This is a genomic window from Bacillus cereus group sp. BfR-BA-01311 (assembly GCF_022664295.1).
Taxonomy (GTDB): domain Bacteria; phylum Bacillota; class Bacilli; order Bacillales; family Bacillaceae_G; genus Bacillus_A; species Bacillus_A cereus.
Genome location: NZ_JAKUHC010000010.1, coordinates 129,805 through 148,509 on the forward strand (window position 1 = coordinate 129,805; position 18,705 = coordinate 148,509).

Below are 18,705 nucleotides of genomic sequence, written 5' to 3' on the forward strand. Positions count from 1 at the left end.
AGCGCGAAAGAATGGCGTTTTGAAAAAAAAATGAAATGAATTTTCAAAAAAAACTTCCTTTTCTGAAGATTTGTTATATAATATAAAACATGAAATCAAATCTGTTATAAAACAGTTTAAGAAGGGGATGCTAATATGTCGACGCAAACTTCACGGGTTACACTCGTTGGAGAAATGTTACCAGCGTACAACGAAATATTGACACCTGAGGTGCTTAGTTTTTTGAAGGAACTACATGAGAATTTTAATGAGCGCCGCATAGAACTTTTACAAAAACGTGTAGAAAAACAAAAGAGAATTGATGCAGGGGAGTTTCCGAAGTTTCTAGAAGAAACAAAACACATACGTGAAGCGGATTGGACAATTGCCAAGCTGCCAAAAGACTTAGAGGATCGTCGCGTAGAGATTACTGGACCGGTAGATAGAAAGATGGTCATTAACGCTTTAAATTCAGGAGCGCATCTTTTTATGGCGGATTTTGAAGATTCGAATGCACCAACTTGGGAAAACGCAGTTGAAGGTCAAATCAATTTACGAGATGCAGTAAAGGGAACGATTTCATATGAAAATGATAAAGGGAAAGAATATAGATTAAATGAGAAAACAGCTGTACTCATTGTACGTCCAAGAGGATGGCATTTAGAGGAAAAGCATATGCAAGTTGATGGGAAAAATATGTCGGGTAGTTTAGTAGATTTCGGCTTGTACTTTTTCCATAATGCGAAAGCTCTTTTAGCGAAAGGGAGCGGCCCATACTTTTACTTACCGAAAATGGAAAGTTATTTAGAAGCGAGATTATGGAATGATGTATTCGTATTTGCTCAAAAATATATCGGCATTCCAAATGGAACGATTAAAGCAACTGTGTTACTGGAAACGATTCACGCTTCGTTTGAAATGGATGAAATTTTGTATGAGCTAAAAGATCATTCTGCTGGCTTAAACTGCGGAAGATGGGATTATATTTTTAGCTTTTTAAAGAGTTTCCGTAATCATAATAAATTCTTACTACCAGATAGAGCACAAGTCACGATGACGGCGCCATTTATGCGTTCGTATTCTTTGAAAGTAATTCAAACATGTCACCGCCGTAATGCACCAGCAATTGGAGGAATGGCAGCACAAATTCCGATTAAAAATAATCCAGAAGCAAATGAAGCAGCTTTTGAAAAAGTGCGTGCTGATAAGGAACGCGAAGCTTTAGACGGTCATGACGGGACTTGGGTTGCCCACCCTGGACTTGTACCGGTTGCAATGGAAGTGTTTAATCACATTATGAAAACACCAAATCAAATTTTTAGAAAACGTGAAGAAATATGTGTAACAGAAAACGATTTACTAGAGGTACCGGTGGGAACGATTACAGAAGAGGGCCTTCGCATGAATATTAGCGTAGGTATTCAATATATTGCATCTTGGTTAAGCGGACGGGGAGCAGCACCCATTTATAACTTAATGGAAGATGCGGCAACAGCTGAAATTTCAAGAGCACAAGTATGGCAATGGATTCGTCATGAAGGTGGAAAACTAAATGATGGTCGTAATATTACGTTTGAATTAATGGAAGAGCTAAAAGAAGAAGAATTAGCAAAAATAGAAAGAGAGATTGGTAAGGAAGCCTTTAAGAAAGGAAGATTCCAAGAGGCGACAACGTTGTTTACAAATCTCGTTCGGAATGATGAATTCGTACCATTTTTAACATTACCGGGTTATGAAATTTTATAAAAAATGAAAAGGGGATGGAACAAATGAAAAACGAAAGAATCGAGAAGTTACAAGAAAGCTGGGAATTAGATGAGCGTTGGAAAGGGATCACACGTCCATATTCGGCAGAAGATGTAATTCGCCTGCGCGGGTCAATTGATATTGAACACACGTTAGCGCGTCGCGGCGCTGAGAAGCTTTGGACATCGCTTCATACAGAAGACTATATTAACGCACTTGGCGCATTAACAGGAAACCAAGCGATGCAACAAGTAAAAGCTGGGTTAAAAGCGATTTACTTAAGTGGTTGGCAAGTAGCAGCTGATGCAAACCTTTCTGGACATATGTATCCAGACCAAAGTTTATATCCAGCGAACAGCGTACCTGCTGTAGTAAAACGAATTAATCAAACGCTTCAACGTGCGGATCAAATTCAGCATATGGAAGGAAGCGATGATACAGACTATTTCGTACCGATTGTAGCAGATGCAGAAGCTGGATTTGGTGGGCAATTAAATGTATTCGAACTGATGAAAGGTATGATTGAAGCAGGTGCATCAGGTGTGCATTTTGAAGATCAATTATCTTCAGAGAAAAAATGTGGCCATTTAGGTGGAAAAGTACTACTACCAACGCAAACAGCAGTACGCAATTTAATTTCTGCACGCCTTGCAGCAGATGTAATGGGAGTGCCGACAATTATCGTTGCAAGAACAGATGCGGATGCAGCTGATTTAATTACGAGCGATATCGATCCTGTTGATAAAGCATTTATTACAGGAGAAAGAACACCAGAAGGGTTTTACCGTACGAATGCAGGTCTTGATCAAGCAATTGCGCGCGGTTTAGCGTATGCACCGTACGCAGATCTCGTTTGGTGTGAAACGTCAGAACCAAATTTAGAAGATGCAAAACGATTTGCGGACGCAATTCATAAGGAGCATCCAGGGAAGCTACTTGCATATAACTGCTCACCTTCATTCAACTGGAAACAAAAACTAGATGAAAAAACAATTGCAAGCTTCCAAAAGGAAATCGCATCTTACGGTTACAAGTTCCAATTCGTAACACTTGCTGGATTCCATTCATTAAATTACGGTATGTTTGAACTAGCACGTGGCTATAAAGAGCGCGGCATGGCAGCATACTCTGAACTACAACAAGCAGAATTCGCAGCTGAAAAACATGGCTACTCTGCAACACGTCATCAACGCGAAGTAGGAACAGGTTACTTTGATGAAGTAGCACAAGTGATTACAGGCGGAACTTCATCAACGACAGCGTTAAAAGGGTCTACGGAAGAAGCACAGTTTACGAAATAAAAGGAAGGGGCACCTTTTTGAAAGGTGCCCCTTATTATTTTTCGCACGATTCGAGAGTAAATAAAAATATATCGACGATTTTTTCGATATATCTATCATAACTTAAAATATATCAACGATTTTTCAAATATATCGACGATTCGACAAAGGATATCGACTTACCGACAAAAAAGACAATATGATCAAATCCACTCAGCTCCATGATCACGAATAAACTTCATATCTTTTTCATAATGCTCTAAATGTCCTTCATCAATCATTCTTTGGAAATTCAAGTCGCCTTCTTGCGCTTTTCGTTTCATATATGTACATAACCCTTCTAATCGAAGCGACACCATTCTTAAGTAATCTTCATCCATATTTTTATCATAGGACTGAACGAACAAATTCATCCTCTCTTTAATGCGATCTGCATGTTGCGATGAGTCATAATGAACGGCTTTACCGGATTCTGTATAATACACTCTACTTAAAGGCACACAAGTATAGAGTGTATAAGCGATATCCCATAGTCTTGGACCAGGAGCAGCAACATCGAAATCAATAATCCCTACTGGCTTCTCATTATTAAAAATAATGTTATATATGGCAAAATCATTGTGACATAAAACCTCAATGTTATTTGGAGTATGATCCATCGGTTTCCAATCATCTAATAACGGAAAATCACTTACAGCATCATGGTAAAGGCGGAGCATCTTTGCTATTTCTTTTAATACATCATTAGATCGCATATATTCTTTTAAAGGATAATTGCCAGCTTCTCCTTCAATAAAGGATAAAATCTCTCTATCCTTTTCATCTACACCTAAAAACTTTGGAGCATAATGAAATCCTTTGTTTTCTAAATGTTGCAATAGCTTATGAATCTTTTCACTGCCTGGCTTTAACTCTCGCCGAACAGTATTTTCAGAACGATATACGCTTGAGACGTTTCCCCCTGTTAGTCTTTCTTCTTTAGCGTAGTTTGACATGTGAAAATTCCCCCTGTAATTAAAAAATCCAATTCCAAATAGTGAATAGACCAATAACGGCAGAAAAGAGAAGGAAAGCAAGCAATGCTAGACAGCCAAAAGGAACTAGCTTATCTTGCCATGTTTCTTTATACTCATAAATTAACTCCTCTGCTACTTTCTTCTGCACTGAAGATAAAGATTGATCTTTATACAAACCTTTTATATGGTTAGAATCGCCTTTAAACTTTAAAGCACGTGCAATATGATGAGGACTATTTCCCATTGATTTTTCAAATAATAAACATGATTCATGCATAATGTCTGTTTTATGCTCCTCTAGATACCAGTAACGTCCAGCCATTTCCGGATATTGTAATTTATAATAAATATCTCCGAGTTGCTTTCGAAGATGTAATTCATTTGGGTATGTAAAGATGAGGCCATGCAATCTATCTCTTGCTTTTCCAAGATTATTATTTTCAATATCCTCTTCAATTCTTTTTAATGTTTTTCTAGGAATTTTATTGGTCATAAACTCCTCCTTATTTGGAATAGAGATAATTATATTTTATAAGAAATACTAAAAATTAGAAATTCTATTTTCGAAAAAGATTGTACATTTTATTTTAATGTGCTATGATGATGTCAGTTGAATAGTTAAATTAAGCAATCCATATGTTATCAAGTGCTGAAAACGAACGAGAAAAAGTATGTGAGAACTAGTTTATGTTTCGTATTTGATAATGTGTGGATTCTTTTTTTAGACAGGAAGACTAAAAAAATTAAATTTGTATTTTCTTAGGAGGAAATAATTATGGCAGTAACAGGACAAGTAAAATGGTTTAACAACGAAAAAGGCTTCGGTTTCATCGAAGTTCCAGGCGAAAACGACGTATTCGTACACTTCTCTGCAATCGAAACTGAAGGTTTCAAATCTCTAGAAGAAGGCCAAAAAGTTAGCTTCGAAATCGAAGAAGGTAACCGTGGACCTCAAGCTAAAAACGTAATCAAACTATAATTTTATAGTTGATGATGGAAAAAAGGATGGCTAATGCCATCCTTTTTTTTGTTGTGGGGAAAGTTTTTTCAGAGCCTGTTTTTATATCTAAATCTCTTTTTCTATGTTACAACGGGTGAAAAATTATCTGGAATGCGTATTAGTTTCTATAGAGGAATTAGTTCAGCAAGAGCATTTACTGCGTATGATAGTAAATAACTATAAATTTGTATTCTCTGTTGAAATGGGGAAATCTTTTCCAGATAGACCTTGAGTAACATCTTTTTTGTTAGTGTTGTTGTTGGAATTTTGTACGTTTTGAGACGATGTTTCTAACAGTTGTTCTTGTTCCTTACTAGGGGTATTCAGAGCATCTGAGGGGATGCTATTAACCTGCTGGCTTAAGAGATTTTCTTTGTCCATAGTATACAGCTCCTTTTTGGAATTCGATAAAAAGCAATGTAATTATAAATAGCTACTTATATATATTGTGTTTTTGAATGACATTATATACAAAACTTATATTACAAAGTTAACTAATTAACGAATTGTTAGTGATGGATAAAGATGTACAAATTTGAAGTGTTTAATAAAAATTAAAAGCGGGTAACAAGTACCAATACTCTTTCTCATGTTTTATATAAGGACCATATTACAAATCAAAAAAGATGTAGGGAACCTTGGGAGAAAATATAGTTGTTTTTTAGGGAGAAGAATAAATAAAATGATGCTACAAATGTAAAAAGGCATTCCATAAAGGAAGGCCTTTTATTGTTCTTGTCCTGATTTTTTCTTCTCACGTTTTTTACATTCTGGACATTTTGATTTACGAAACGGTTTAGCAAAGAATAGCAGAATGAAAAATAAACCGAATATAATACTAGCTGAGTTTTTCACGATAATGACGCTACTATTTTTCATTTGAATCGATGGTTGGATCTCTTTTTCCTCCATAGTGGCCCTCCATATATTGGATTTACATTTTAATTATAGCAAAGTTAATTGTTTTCATGATGTGAAAATAGGAAGGGATAATAAATATTTATAGGTAGTATAAATGCTGTTTTTATAACTTTAAAATTAAATAATCACTATATAGTGATTTTATTATTTAACAAATGTTTGATAAATGATAAAAAAATGTAAAAAAGCGGAACTTGTAAGCTATTTCTTTTTCATAGATGCTAAAATTATATATGCAGCTGCTAATATAAATGGAAAAAAGGAGATAATGGAGTATGGAAAGTAAAGTGGAACGCTATGTCGAAAATTATGTTGTAACGAAAAATACGATGGCCTTACTTCCTGTTATTCTAAGTGAAAAGAAAATTGTTACGCGAGTCGTTGAAATGAATGATTCTTTTTTCGTATTTCAAAAACCTCTAGATATTATAGAAAGAAGTTGCCGCAAGCATGGCTCTAGTTTCTTAGGCAGAAAAGAAGGAACGAAAGAGTTAACTCATATTACACATAAAGCACCGATTGCGATTAGTCCAGCAGATCAACTTTATTTTTTCCCTACCTATTCTTACTCTAGAAAAGAGTGTGCTTGGTTGTCTCATTTTTATATTGAAAGTAATAAAGAATTAAAAGATGGAAATCTTATTATTAGATTTATAAATGGCTTTGCTGTGAAATTAGAGATATCAAAAACTAGTTTTGAAAATCAACAAAATCGTACAGCGAAATTACGTACTGAATATGAAGATCGTAGGAAAAAACAAGGGAATCCTTGTTTTAAAGAGGTTGATAAAAAAGAGGAATCAACATTAAGACCCGCTTATGAGAGTGTGTATTTTGTGAAGGAAGGCGAAGTGTGAAAGGATGGGGGAATCCCCATTCTTTTTTGTTTATCCTGTTATTTGTGGGCAGTAAGACCCCCGCCTCAAAATTCAGCGAAAGCAAAGAAGTTAAGCGGGGGATCAACAAAATCCCCACTGATTAAAGTTTTACTTTATCAGTCTTTGTAGGTAAGGCGATATATTAGAAAAACCGAGTTGTAATTGTTATATTTAGAAAATCACCATTGTAATTTCATTTACCGAAAAAATCAAAAAAACAATCTAAATAACAAAACGAATGACACGTCCTGTCGAATATTGATAGATTATCATAGCTAAATAATGAAGGAATTCTTATGAAAGATATGGAAACTTTAATAAATACATCTCCATATGTCGTATCTACCATTTCCTCTTTCATATAAGCAATGATACAGTAGGGATAGTATTTAGAGTAAAGGGGTAAAGTGTAGAATGGATTTTCAGACAATCAAAGAGTATTTTTCACCAGAAAATATGGATCATATTGTTGAGAGTTATAAAGCGTTCGGACCACTTCTTGGTATTGGTTTACCGATGATAGAGGCGTTGATTCCAGCATTACCGCTTATCGTATTTGTACTGGCGAATGCTGTTGCATTTGGCTTTTGGCTCGGTTTTCTTTATTCATGGCTTGGATCAGTAATGGGTGCATTACTTGTCTTTTTCATCATCCGCCATTTTGGTCGCAGTCGTTTCTTTTCGTTTGTAAATAAGCATGAGAGAGTACGAAAAGCAATGGGGTGGATTGAAAGGAAAGGATTCGCACCGATTTTTGTTATATTTTGTTTTCCGTTTACACCGTCAGCGCTCATAAATGTTGTCGCTGGTTTATCCCGAATTAGTGTAAAACAGTTTGGTCTAGCGTTAGCATTCGGAAAACTTGTGATGATTTTTATTTTAACGTATATCGGTCATGATTTAATGTCATTTATTCATAATCCGGTGAAATCAGTTATTGTAGCGATTGGTATTTTTATTTTATGGTATGTCGGTAAGAAAATCGAAGTAAAGTTAGAACTACATTAAGAATAGTCTTCTTTGTAAAGGAAAGCTTCAGTATTAAAGGATAAGGGGAGAAGCAGATGAAGAAAACTTTGAAAAAAGAAGGCATGGAGTGGATACGAACAATTTTAATTGGTGTATTATTAGCTGTATTTTTTCGAACGTTTTTCTTTTCAACGTATGTTGTAGAGGGGAAGTCAATGATGCCGACATTGCAAGATGGTAATATGCTCGTTGTAAATAAGGTGAGTTATCAAGTGGGGGACTTGAATAGGTTTGATGTTGTTGTATTTCATGCGAACAAAAAAGAGGACTACGTAAAACGAATTATCGGTTTACCTGGGGATCATATTGAATATAAGCATGATAAACTATATATAAACGGACAATTCGTGGATGAACCTTATCTAGAGAAATATAAGAAAGAGATAAATGGACGACAACTAACAGGTGACTTTACGCTAGAAGAGTTAACGAAGGAAAAAACGGTGCCACCTGGATATATTTTTGTAGTAGGTGATAACCGCCTCGGGAGCTGGGATAGTAGACATTTTGGTTTTGTAAAAGCTGATACAGTTGTCGGTAAAGTTGATTTACGATATTGGCCAATTCAAGAGGTGCAAACGAATTTTTCAAAAGGTTGATATAATAGGTAGAAGTATAGAAAAGGCAAACTACTCCGTTTGTCTTTTTTCGTGTCCTATAATACAATTATAGTAGCAAACTAACGTTCGTTATGTAAGTGAAAGGTGGGGTTACATGTCACTTCGATTTGTGATTGGTAGAGCGGGAAGTGGAAAAAGTACACTTTGTTTACGCGAAGTGCAAGAAGAGTTAAAACAACGCCCGAGAGGGAAAACAATATTATATCTTGTGCCAGAACAGATGACATTCCAGACGCAGCAGGCGTTAATTGGAAGTGAGGATGTAAGAGGTTCTATTCGGGCACAAGTTTTTAGTTTTTCACGATTAGCGTGGAAGGTACTGCAAGAAGTTGGCGGAGCGAGTCGTCTTCATATTGATGAAGCTGGTGTACATATGTTACTCCGTAAAATTGTAGAGTCTCGTAAAGATGGATTATCGGTGTTCCAAAAAGCAGCGGAGCAAAACGGTTTCTTTGAACATCTTGGTAGTATGATTGCAGAGTTTAAACGTTACAATGTAACGCCATCTAACGTATATGAAATGTGGCAACAATTAGATGCGCATAGTAGCAGTGCCGAACAAAAGTTACTAGCGAATAAAGTGTATGATTTACAGCTGTTATACGATGATTTTGAACGTGCTTTAATTGGAAAATATTTAGATTCAGAAGACTACCTGCAATTGCTAGTGGAAAAGCTTCCGCAGTCTGAATATGTAAATGGTGCGGAAATTTATATAGACGGATTTCATTCATTCTCCCCGCAAGAGTTAGAGATTGTAAGACAGCTTATGATTTGCGGAGCGAGAGTTACGATCACGTTAACGATAGATGAAAAAACGTTAGCGCAGCCAGTAAATGAACTCGATTTATTTTATGAAACGACGTTAACGTATGAAAAAATAAAACAAGTAGCGCGTGAAGAGAAAATAGAAATTGAAAAAACAATTCCACTTATGGAACAGCCGCGTTTTCATTCTCCGGCATTAGCGCATTTAGAAGCTCATTATGAAGCGCGTCCGAATGAAAAATTTAACGGTGAAGCGAGTGTAACGATTAGTACAGCTGCGAATTTACGAGCGGAGGTAGAAGGTGTTGCTCGTGAAATTCGTAAACTTGTTGCGGATGAAAAATACCGTTACCGAGATATTGCAGTGCTTCTTCGTAATGGGGAAAGTTATTACGATGTGATGCGAACGTTATTTACAGATTACAATATCCCGCACTTCATCGATGAAAAGCGCCCAATGTCACACCACCCATTGGTAGAATGTATTCGTTCTGCACTCGAGATTATTAGTGGGAATTGGCGTTATGATGCGGTGTTTCGCTGCGTGAAAACAGAGCTTTTATATCCATTAGACGTAAGAAAAGAAGCGATGCGTGAAGAAATGGATGAATTTGAAAATTACTGTTTAGCGTACGGTGTACAAGGAAAGAGATGGACTGCTGAAGATCCATGGATGTATCGCCGTTATCGTTCTCTTGATGATACGAACGGGATGATTACAGACAGTGAACGTGAAATGGAAGAGAAAATAAATAGGCTACGTGACGTTGTAAGAACACCTGTTATTCGCATGCAAAAAAGGTTAAAGCGTGCAGGAACAGTTATGCAAATGTGTGAAGCAGTTTACTTGTTTTTAGAAGAACTGGATGTTCCGAAAAAACTAGAAGAATTACGTATACGTGCAGAAGAAAGTGGAGATTTCTTATTTGCGACAGATCATGAACAAGTATGGGAAGAAGTAATGAGCCTTCTTGATACGTTTGTAGAGATGCTTGGTGAAGAGAAAATGTCTCTTTCTATGTTTACGGACGTTATGTCGACTGGTCTTGAGGCGCTTCAATTTGCTAACATTCCGCCGTCATTAGACCAAGTGTTAATTGCTAATATTGATCACTCCAGGTTATCTAACGTGAAAGCAACGTTTATTATAGGTGTAAATGAGGGTGTTATTCCAGCAGCACCTATGGATGAAGGTATGCTTTCTGATGAGGAAAGAGAAGTTCTTGGTGCGGCAGGGATTGAATTAGCGCCAACGACGAGACAAACTTTGTTAGAAGAACAGTTCGTTATGTATCAAATGGTAACGAGAGCATCTGAGAAGTTATACATTTCATGCCCGCTTGCAGATGAAGAAGGAAAGACGTTACTTGCGTCTAGCTTTATTAAGAAAATAAAAAGAATGTTCCCTAATGTGAAAGATTCATTTATTACGAATGACGTAAATGATTTATCACGTTCAGAACAAATTTCATATGTAGCAACGCCAGAAGTAACGTTATCTTACGTTATGCAGCAACTACAAACGTGGAAGCGATACGGATTTGAAGGGAATTTAGACTTTTGGTGGGACGTATATAATTTCTACGTAACTTCAGATGAATGGAAACAAAAAAGTAGCCGCGTCTTATCAAGTTTATTCTATCGAAATCGTGCGAAGAAACTAAGTACAGCAGTAAGTAGAGATTTATACGGAGATATAATTAAAGGAAGCGTCTCTCGTATGGAACTATTTAATCGTTGTGCATACGCTCATTTTGCGCAGCACGGTTTATCGCTTAGAGAGCGTGATATTTTCAAGCTTGATGCGCCAGACATCGGCGAATTATTCCATGCGGCATTAAAGAAAATTGCGGACAAGTTATTGCGTGAAAACCGCACTTGGGCGGATTTATCCATAAAAGAGTGTGAGCATCTTTCTGTTTTAGTAATAGAAGAAATTGCGCCGTTATTACAACGACAAATTTTATTAAGTTCAAACCGTCATTTCTATTTAAAACAAAAACTACAACAAATCATTTTCCGTACGTCAATCATTCTTCGTGAACATGCGAAGTCAAGCGGATTCGTACCAGTTGATTTAGAGGTGCCGTTCGGTATGGGAGGTACAGGGTCACTTCCGCCGATGGAATTCTCATTACCAAATGGTGTAAAGATGGAAGTAGTCGGCCGTATTGACCGTGTTGATAAGGCAGAAGATGAAAACGGGACGTTCTTACGTATTATTGATTATAAATCAAGTTCAAAAGCGTTAGATTTAACGGAAGTGTATTACGGATTAGCACTTCAAATGTTAACGTATTTAGATGTTGTTACTTCGAATGCACAGACGTGGATGAAAAAAGGCCACGCAGCATCACCAGCTGGTGTATTGTATTTCCATATTCATAACCCAATCGTTGAGATGAAAGGTGACGCAACGGAAGCTGAAATTGAAAAAGAAATTTTAAAGAAATTTAAAATGAAAGGACTCGTATTAGGAGATGCTGACGTTGTTCGTTTAATGGATAACAAACTTTCAACCGGAAGCTCAGATATTATTTCTGCTGGTCTGAAAAAAGACGGTAGCTTTAGTGCGCGTTCAAGTATTGCAAGTGAGCAAGAGTTTAACGTACTGCAAAAATACGTACACCATACGTTTGAAAACATCGGGAAAGACATTACAGAAGGTGTTATCGATATTGCTCCTTATAAAATGGGGAATAAAGCGGCATGTACGTTCTGTAACTTCAAATCTGTTTGTCAGTTTGATGAGTCACTGGAAGATAATCAGTTCCGATCGTTAAAAGATATGAAAGATAGCGAAGCGATGGAGAAAATAAGAGAGGAGGTTGGCGGAGAATGATAGAAAATTGGCCTAAAAAACCAGAAGGTAGTCAATGGACAGATGACCAGTGGAAAGCTGTTGTAGCTAACGGACGTGATATTTTAGTTGCTGCTGCAGCTGGATCAGGTAAAACAGCAGTATTAGTTGAACGTATTATTAAAAAGATTATTAATGAAGAGAATCCAGTCGATGTCGACCGCCTGCTCGTTGTAACATTTACGAATGCAGCAGCGCAAGAGATGAAAAACCGAATCGGGGAAGCGTTAGAAAAGGTATTAATTGATGAACCAGGCTCTCAACACGTAAGAAAGCAGCTGAGCCTATTAAATAAAGCTTCCATTTCAACAATTCACTCATTCTGTTTACAAGTAATTAGAGGATATTACTACATGCTTGATGTTGATCCTCGTTTCCGTATTGCGAATCAAACAGAAAATGAATTGTTAAAAGAAGAAGTGCTAGATGACATATTAGAAGAAGAGTACGGAATCGAAGATAATACAATCTTCTTTGAACTTGTTGATCGTTATACGAGTGACCGTAGTGATGATGACTTACAACGTATGATTTTAGCGCTTCATACAGAATCAAGAGCGCATCCAAATCCGGAAAAATGGCTTGATAAATTAGTAGAAGCATATGACGTAGAAGGAAAGACAATTGAAGATTTAGTATATGCTTCTTATTTATTAGAAGATGTGAAATTCCAGCTTGAAACAGCGGAACAGCATATTCGTAAGGCAACTGAACTCGCAATGCTTCCTGACGGTCCAGCGCCTCGCATTGAAACCCTGCAAGCAGATGTAGCATTACTTGGAACGCTATCATCAGCTGCTCGTGAGTCGTGGACAAGTGTGTATGAAGCGATGCAAAACGTATCGTGGCAAACGTTAAAGCGTATTAAGAAAAGTGATTACAATGAAGATGTTGTAAAACAAGTAGACTCTCTTCGTAATAAAGCGAAAGATGAAGTGAAGAAATTACAAGAAGAGTTATTTAGCCGCAAACCTGAAAGTTTCTTACGAGATTTTCAAGATATGCACCCAGTATTAGAAAAGCTTGTTCAACTTGTAAAAGTATTTACAGAGCGTTTCCAAGCGATGAAGCGAGATAAAGGAATGGTCGATTTCACAGATTTAGAGCATTTCTGTTTACAAATTTTAAGTGAACAAAGTGAAAATGGTGAAATGAATCCGTCAGCAGTGGCACTCCAATATCGTAATAAATTTGCTGAAGTATTAGTCGATGAATATCAAGACACGAACTTTGTACAGGAATCCATTATTAAATTCGTAACGAAAGATTCTGAGAGTGAAGGAAACTTGTTCATGGTTGGTGACGTAAAGCAGTCGATTTATCGTTTCCGACTAGCCGAGCCAGGACTATTCCTAGGAAAATATAAACGCTTCACACAAGAAGGATTGGGCGGCGGAATGAAGATTGACTTAGCGAAAAACTTCCGTAGTCGTCATGAAGTACTAGCAGGTACGAACTTTATTTTTAAACAAATTATGGGCGAAGAAGTTGGGGAAATTGACTACGATGCTGACGCTGAACTAAAGCTAGGTGCTACCTATCCAGAAGGTGAAGATGTAGCAGCAGAATTATTATGTATTCAGCAAACGGAAGAAGAAGTAATAGACGGTGAAGAAGGTGCAGAAGTCGAAAAAGCACAGCTTGAAGCTCGCCTTATGGCGCAGCGCATTAAAGCGATGGTTGATTCCGGTTATGAAGTGTATGACCGTAAAAATGATAGTATGCGTCCGGTGCAATATCGCGATTTCGTTATTTTACTTCGCTCCATGCCGTGGGCCCCGCAAATTATGGAAGAGTTAAAATTACAAGGAATTCCAGTATACGCTGACCTCGCGACTGGTTATTTTGAAGCGACGGAAGTAAATATTATGATGAACGTATTCCGCGTTATTGATAATCCGATGCAAGATATTCCGCTTGCCGCTGTACTTCGTTCCCCAATCGTTGGATTGAGCGATGAAGAACTTGCAACGCTTCGTGCTCATGGAAAGAAAGGCTCGTTTTATGAAGTAATGAGCTCATTCTTAAAAGGGGCACCGCTTGAAGAGGAGCAAGAACTTCATGATAAATTAGAGTGGTTTTATAACTTACTGCAAGGATGGCGTGAATTCGCCCGTCAACAATCACTTTCTGATTTAATTTGGAAAGTGTACGGTGAGACAGGTTATTACGACTTCGTTGGCGGTTTACCAGCTGGAAAGCAAAGGCAGGCAAACTTACGCGTACTATATGACCGCGCAAGACAATATGAAGCAACATCATTTAGAGGATTATTCCGCTTCTTACGTTTTATTGAACGTATTTTAGAACGCGGTGATGATATGGGTACGGCGAGGGCCCTCGGTGAACAAGAAGACGTTGTTCGCATTATGACGATTCATAAAAGTAAAGGGCTAGAGTTCCCGGTCGTATTTGTAGCTGGACTTGGTCGTCGTTTTAATACACAAGACTTAATGAAACGTTTCTTATTGCATAAAGATTTCGGTTTCGGTTCGCAATTTATCGATCCGCGTAAACGAATTAAATATACAACATTATCACAGCTTGCGATTAAGCGTAAAATGAAAATGGAATTAATTGCGGAAGAAATGCGCGTACTATACGTAGCATTGACGCGTGCGAAAGAGAAGTTAATTTTAATCGGAACAGTTAAGGATGCAAATAAGGAAATGGAAAAATGGCTTGATGCGAGGGAACATAGTGAATGGTTATTACCAGATCACATACGTGCCGGAGCGTCTTGTTATTTAGACTGGATTGCACCTTCATTATATAGACACCGTGATAGTGAAATGCTTCTTGAATTAGGACAAGGAAGCATTCCGGATGAAATTTACGGATATGACACTAGCTGGAAAGTAGAAGTTGTGGACGGTAACACACTACTTGCACCAGAGCCAGTTCAAGAAGAGAAACAAGAATTGTTAGAAGCGCTTCGTGAGAAAAAGGCTGTTCCCCTGCAAAGTGAACGGAAAGAAGAAGTGTACGACAGATTAATGTGGAAGTACGGATATGAGGATGCGACATCTCATCGTGCGAAGCAATCTGTTACAGAAATAAAGAGAAATTATCAATCTGAAGAAGGTAGCGATAACGCCTTTATTAAAAAACTACGTGCACCAATTAAAACACGCCCGCGCTTTATGGAGAAAAAAGGGTTAACGTACGCAGAGCGCGGAACAGCAGTCCATGCCGTTATGCAGCATGTTGATTTGAAGAAGCCGATTACGGTTGAAGTTCTTCAAGAGCAAATTGCTGGAATGGTAAATAAGGAATTATTAACATTCGAGCAGGCGGAAGAAATAGCGATTGAAAAAGTAATTTCATTCTTTGACAGTGACTTAGGTAAAAGGGTATTAGCGGCGAAAAGTGTTGAGCGTGAAGTACCATTTACGATGATGCTTGCAGCAGAAGAAGCATATCAAGATTGGCAAGGGAAGAGTGAAGAAACGATTCTTGTCCAAGGGGTTATCGACTGCATGATTGAAGAGGAAGATGGCATTACGTTAATCGACTTTAAAACAGATACGATTGAAGGGAAATTCCCAGGCGGATTCGAACAAGCGAAACCAATTTTAGAAGATCGATATAAAGTGCAGCTTTCGTTATATGCAAAAGCACTGGAGAAAAGCTTACAACATCCTGTAAAAGAGAAATGTTTATACTTCTTTGATGGGAATCACGTTGTAAATATTGAAGAATAGAGGGGCTTGTAAATGGTAACGGAAAAAACGTTAAGAACTTGTGAACAGGGACACGAGTACTATAAAAGTAGCGATTGTCCAACTTGCCCAGTCTGTGAGAAAGAGAGAAAACCAAAAGAAGGTTTTCTCTCTCTTCTTTCAGCGCCAGCAAGAAGGGCATTAGAGCACCGTGGAATTCAAACTGTAGAAGAACTCTCAAAATATAGTGAAAAAGAAATTTTAAAACTGCATGGTATGGGACCTGCGTCTTTGCCGAAGCTTAGGAAGGCTTTGGAGGAGAGTGGGTTATCATTTAAATAAAATGAAATAGTGCCTCTTCACTACTTACTTGTTTATACCACTATTTGTGGACTGTAAAGCTCTTGCTTATTAAAATTTCATTTTAATAATTTTGAATTAGATAAAAGAAAAAAGTAGGAGAATATCTCCTACTTTTTTTACGCTGTTCCAATCTGATCTTGATCTGCCACATCAGAATCAAATGTATTCGTTGCACTAACACCGTTAAACGTATTCACGACAAACCCAACATTGGAAGCTCCAGATCCGTTATAGGCTTTCGTGTTTTCTTTCGGAGATACGTTATAAAAATCTCCTAAGTTGAAAGAGCCGTTACTGTTTTGCACGACGAGATTTCCTACAACCGAAGGCATACCATCCACCTACTTTACTAAGCTTTTTAATTACTATATGAATTATTGTGCTGAAGGTTCATCCGTAATATATTGGCGGATTTGTATAATACGAGAGTTATTAAAACCATAATCAACATTTCCAATTTGAAAGCAACCAGAATTTAAAAGTGTCCGCAATTCAACGTTATTCACTTCAATAAAAGGGCATTCATTTACAATATTTAATTTTACATCTGTCGTTCGTTTTGGAATTGTAATGTGTTCATCTGTAAAGATTTCAAAAGCATCAAAGCTACCTTCTCCCCGTATATAACAAGGAATTTCACGGTGGACGGCAATAGCTCTACTTTTTAATTCCATTTGATTGGCATCTCCAACTTGAAATACGGCAGCAATCCCTAACGAAACAATAGAAACATTTTGGACAATAGACACATGATGCAACATAATTTTTCAGTCTCCTTAACCTGGAGTAGGAGGGACATCTGTTACTAATGGTACAAATGGACCCTCTGTAACTGTTTCAAATGGTGTATCGAGAATAGAAGATAGAATGAGGAGATTTGCATCTCCAATTAAAAAGAGTGCGGACGACGATACACCGTTCATTTTAATCTGTCCGACTTTTAACTCACGGTTTACAACGTTAAGGTTCATACATACTTACTCCTTTCGGAAATTTCCCGGTATGTGCTGAATAAAGGAGAGAAAGGCTTTGTCAATATCTTGTTTCATTGCCTGAATAATGATATCTCGTAAATAATCTGGATCTGTTGAAATACCTTCATATGATTGCGCTTGTGATAAATAATAAGGGAGTCGATGCTCCATCTGTTTTTTTATGTCATCCACCATCATTTGTCGATACATTTCATCAAGCGGTGTTCTCTCTTCTTGTTCAAAATGGAGAATACGATTATATGCTTCTTCATCTAAGTATCGATGCATTTCTTGGAGGATACCTTGATAAAAGTCTGGGTTTGTTTCGGTTTCAGGGTTTACCTTCAATGTTTCTGTATCCACTTGAAAATCTTCAATTTGTTGTCCTTTTGCTGAAAATGGGTTTAAACCAATATTTAAAGTACCATTTAAATTTTCGACTTTTAATTGATCGAATTTGTATTCCACTTTTCCTACAGAAGAGGAGGGGCGATTTTTTAATTCGTTAAGCTCTTCTTGGAGTTGGCGCACTTGATCTTCTAAATTTAGGATGGCTGCTTGTTGTGTTTGAAGAGCTTGTTGAAGTTGGTGTAAGTAAGTATATATATCTTGATTCATTTGTGAAACCTCCTTTTCAATAGGGAGGGTAAAAATATTCCTGCTATATATTTATGACAAGGATGTCTTAAGAAGAACTAGTTGATGGTTTGATAGAAATAATTTGTCCTTTTGCCTGTAATGGGCGAAGCGGTTCCGTAAATCCGCCCGTATTTGAAAATTTAGATAGGGCTTTAATACTTCCGGCAGTACCAATTTGGAACACAGAAGAGGTTGTAATGCTATCAATTTTAATACTGTTGATGATGATACTTTGGTTTACATAAAAATTCAATGCAATTGCCTCCTTTAAGTTGAGCCAATTATCGCTTGATCGATTACATCTGAATCGTTGACAGTCGTTGCACTTTGATAATTGTAGACAGAAACATTATCTCCAACGTTGAAAGAGCCGGCCCCGGCGAAAGCACGTGAGTAACTAATAGGCCTAATCGCAAATACATCTCCAATATGAAAAATACCACTTGATCCAATATTGACGATACGAATATGTCCGACCATAGCTGGCATACAAAACACCCTTCGTTTTTAAAATTTTCTTTTCTACTATTGTATGGGCGTTTCCAATAAAATGTGTATTTTTTTGAAATAAAAGAAACACACGCATTATTGCGTGTGTGTTTTGAACGTTTGATTAGGGTGTAAATCCGTATGTACATGACAAATTACATTTAAGAGCCTGTCCAGTTCTTGGCTACAATCCACTGTTTTTTGAGAAGTCATTCCATAGCGTTCAGCAAAATAAATCATTTTTTCACGTTTTTTTTCAATCGCTTGCTCAAACATTGAAATCGGCTCCATCTCTAAATGAAATTTTTAGTATATATGTAGTACATATTATACAAAAACTTCATAAAAAAGAAATGCATTCGCTAAAAAAAGTAAAATTTCTACATTTTATGCCAAATGATAAAGGGGTAACGAATAAGGGATGAGAAGAATATTGTAAAAATTAGCGTGCATGAGAAGGTTTTTTTCTTGCGGATGCGAA

General features: G+C 37.1%; 20 protein-coding genes. 9 read left to right on the top strand and 11 right to left on the bottom strand.

From position 1 onward, the window contains the following. The first annotated feature begins 135 nt into the window (after positions 1-135). Together aceB and aceA are read left to right on the top strand one after the other, a co-directional pair. Complete coding sequence (gene aceB, locus MR136_RS21245; RefSeq protein WP_000107339.1) at positions 136-1,725, top strand: malate synthase A; 1,590 nt, start codon at positions 136-138, stop codon at positions 1,723-1,725. Between the two features lie 23 nt (positions 1,726-1,748). Beyond that, a complete protein-coding gene (gene aceA, locus MR136_RS21250; RefSeq protein WP_000787346.1) occupies positions 1,749-3,026 on the top strand; it encodes an isocitrate lyase in 1,278 nt (425 codons plus the stop codon). 182 nt (positions 3,027-3,208) lie between these two features. Here aceA and MR136_RS21255 read toward each other — a convergent pair whose 3' ends face one another. After that, positions 3,209-4,000: a phosphotransferase gene (locus MR136_RS21255; RefSeq protein ID WP_000073795.1), complete on the bottom strand. Its 792-nt coding sequence runs from the start codon at positions 3,998-4,000 to the stop codon at positions 3,209-3,211. Positions 4,001-4,019: 19 nt separating this feature from the next. Beyond that, positions 4,020-4,514, bottom strand: coding sequence for a DUF6584 family protein (locus MR136_RS21260; protein WP_000182393.1), 495 nt, complete (start codon positions 4,512-4,514; stop codon positions 4,020-4,022). A gap of 282 nt (positions 4,515-4,796) precedes the next feature. On the opposite strand from MR136_RS21260, the gene cspA reads away from it, so the two are divergent. Next, complete coding sequence (cspA, locus tag MR136_RS21265; protein ID WP_000301522.1) at positions 4,797-5,000, top strand: RNA chaperone/antiterminator CspA; 204 nt, start codon at positions 4,797-4,799, stop codon at positions 4,998-5,000. Between the two features lie 198 nt (positions 5,001-5,198). Here the strand turns inward: cspA and MR136_RS21270 are convergent, their stop codons facing one another. Continuing rightward, positions 5,199-5,402: a hypothetical protein gene (locus MR136_RS21270; protein ID WP_000356916.1), complete on the bottom strand. Its 204-nt coding sequence runs from the start codon at positions 5,400-5,402 to the stop codon at positions 5,199-5,201. A 345-nt stretch (positions 5,403-5,747) separates the two neighbouring features. Next, on the bottom strand, positions 5,748-5,933 hold the full coding sequence (locus tag MR136_RS21275; RefSeq protein WP_000391373.1) for a hypothetical protein: 186 nt from the start codon (positions 5,931-5,933) through the stop codon (positions 5,748-5,750). A 284-nt stretch (positions 5,934-6,217) separates the two neighbouring features. Between MR136_RS21275 and MR136_RS21280 the strand changes: the two genes are divergently transcribed. The 6 genes from MR136_RS21280 to MR136_RS21305 all read left to right on the top strand — a co-directional run bounded on the left by MR136_RS21280 (position 6,218) and on the right by MR136_RS21305 (position 16,101). Then, a complete protein-coding gene (locus MR136_RS21280) occupies positions 6,218-6,799 on the top strand; it encodes a competence protein ComK (RefSeq protein ID WP_000444443.1) in 582 nt (193 codons plus the stop codon). Positions 6,800-7,234: 435 nt separating this feature from the next. Next, positions 7,235-7,828, top strand: a complete 594-nt coding sequence (locus MR136_RS21285; protein ID WP_000347517.1) for a TVP38/TMEM64 family protein — start codon at positions 7,235-7,237, stop codon at positions 7,826-7,828. A gap of 56 nt (positions 7,829-7,884) precedes the next feature. Further along, positions 7,885-8,448 (top strand): signal peptidase I, encoded by a 564-nt coding sequence (lepB, locus tag MR136_RS21290; protein WP_000751918.1) that lies wholly within the window; start codon positions 7,885-7,887, stop codon positions 8,446-8,448. A 115-nt stretch (positions 8,449-8,563) separates the two neighbouring features. Further along, entirely contained in the window at positions 8,564-12,079 is a 3,516-nt protein-coding gene (addB, locus tag MR136_RS21295; RefSeq protein ID WP_017673053.1) for a helicase-exonuclease AddAB subunit AddB, read from the top strand. After that, entirely contained in the window at positions 12,076-15,801 is a 3,726-nt protein-coding gene (addA, locus tag MR136_RS21300) for a helicase-exonuclease AddAB subunit AddA (protein WP_000572298.1), read from the top strand. Before addB ends, addA begins: the two co-directional genes overlap by 4 nt. 12 nt (positions 15,802-15,813) lie before the next feature. Continuing rightward, entirely contained in the window at positions 15,814-16,101 is a 288-nt protein-coding gene (locus MR136_RS21305) for an RNA polymerase alpha subunit C-terminal domain-containing protein (protein ID WP_000255728.1), read from the top strand. Positions 16,102-16,238: 137 nt separating this feature from the next. Here MR136_RS21305 and gerPF read toward each other — a convergent pair whose 3' ends face one another. The 7 genes from gerPF to MR136_RS21340 form a co-directional block, all read right to left on the bottom strand. Beyond that, positions 16,239-16,454 (bottom strand): spore germination protein GerPF, encoded by a 216-nt coding sequence (gerPF, locus tag MR136_RS21310; protein WP_001141566.1) that lies wholly within the window; start codon positions 16,452-16,454, stop codon positions 16,239-16,241. A 42-nt stretch (positions 16,455-16,496) separates the two neighbouring features. Continuing rightward, positions 16,497-16,883 (bottom strand): spore germination protein GerPE, encoded by a 387-nt coding sequence (locus tag MR136_RS21315; protein ID WP_000902331.1) that lies wholly within the window; start codon positions 16,881-16,883, stop codon positions 16,497-16,499. Positions 16,884-16,898: 15 nt separating this feature from the next. Next, positions 16,899-17,093, bottom strand: a complete 195-nt coding sequence (gene gerPD, locus MR136_RS21320) for a spore germination protein GerPD (protein WP_001052807.1) — start codon at positions 17,091-17,093, stop codon at positions 16,899-16,901. Between the two features lie 6 nt (positions 17,094-17,099). Beyond that, entirely contained in the window at positions 17,100-17,714 is a 615-nt protein-coding gene (gene gerPC / locus MR136_RS21325) for a spore germination protein GerPC (protein ID WP_001070760.1), read from the bottom strand. A 67-nt stretch (positions 17,715-17,781) separates the two neighbouring features. Beyond that, positions 17,782-17,988: a spore germination protein GerPB gene (gene gerPB, locus MR136_RS21330; RefSeq protein ID WP_001012508.1), complete on the bottom strand. Its 207-nt coding sequence runs from the start codon at positions 17,986-17,988 to the stop codon at positions 17,782-17,784. A 14-nt stretch (positions 17,989-18,002) separates the two neighbouring features. Then, positions 18,003-18,224, bottom strand: coding sequence for a spore germination protein GerPA (gene gerPA, locus MR136_RS21335; protein ID WP_001111187.1), 222 nt, complete (start codon positions 18,222-18,224; stop codon positions 18,003-18,005). A gap of 96 nt (positions 18,225-18,320) precedes the next feature. Next, complete coding sequence (locus MR136_RS21340) at positions 18,321-18,500, bottom strand: aspartyl-phosphate phosphatase Spo0E family protein (RefSeq protein ID WP_000462841.1); 180 nt, start codon at positions 18,498-18,500, stop codon at positions 18,321-18,323. Between the last annotated feature and the right edge of the window lie 205 nt (positions 18,501-18,705).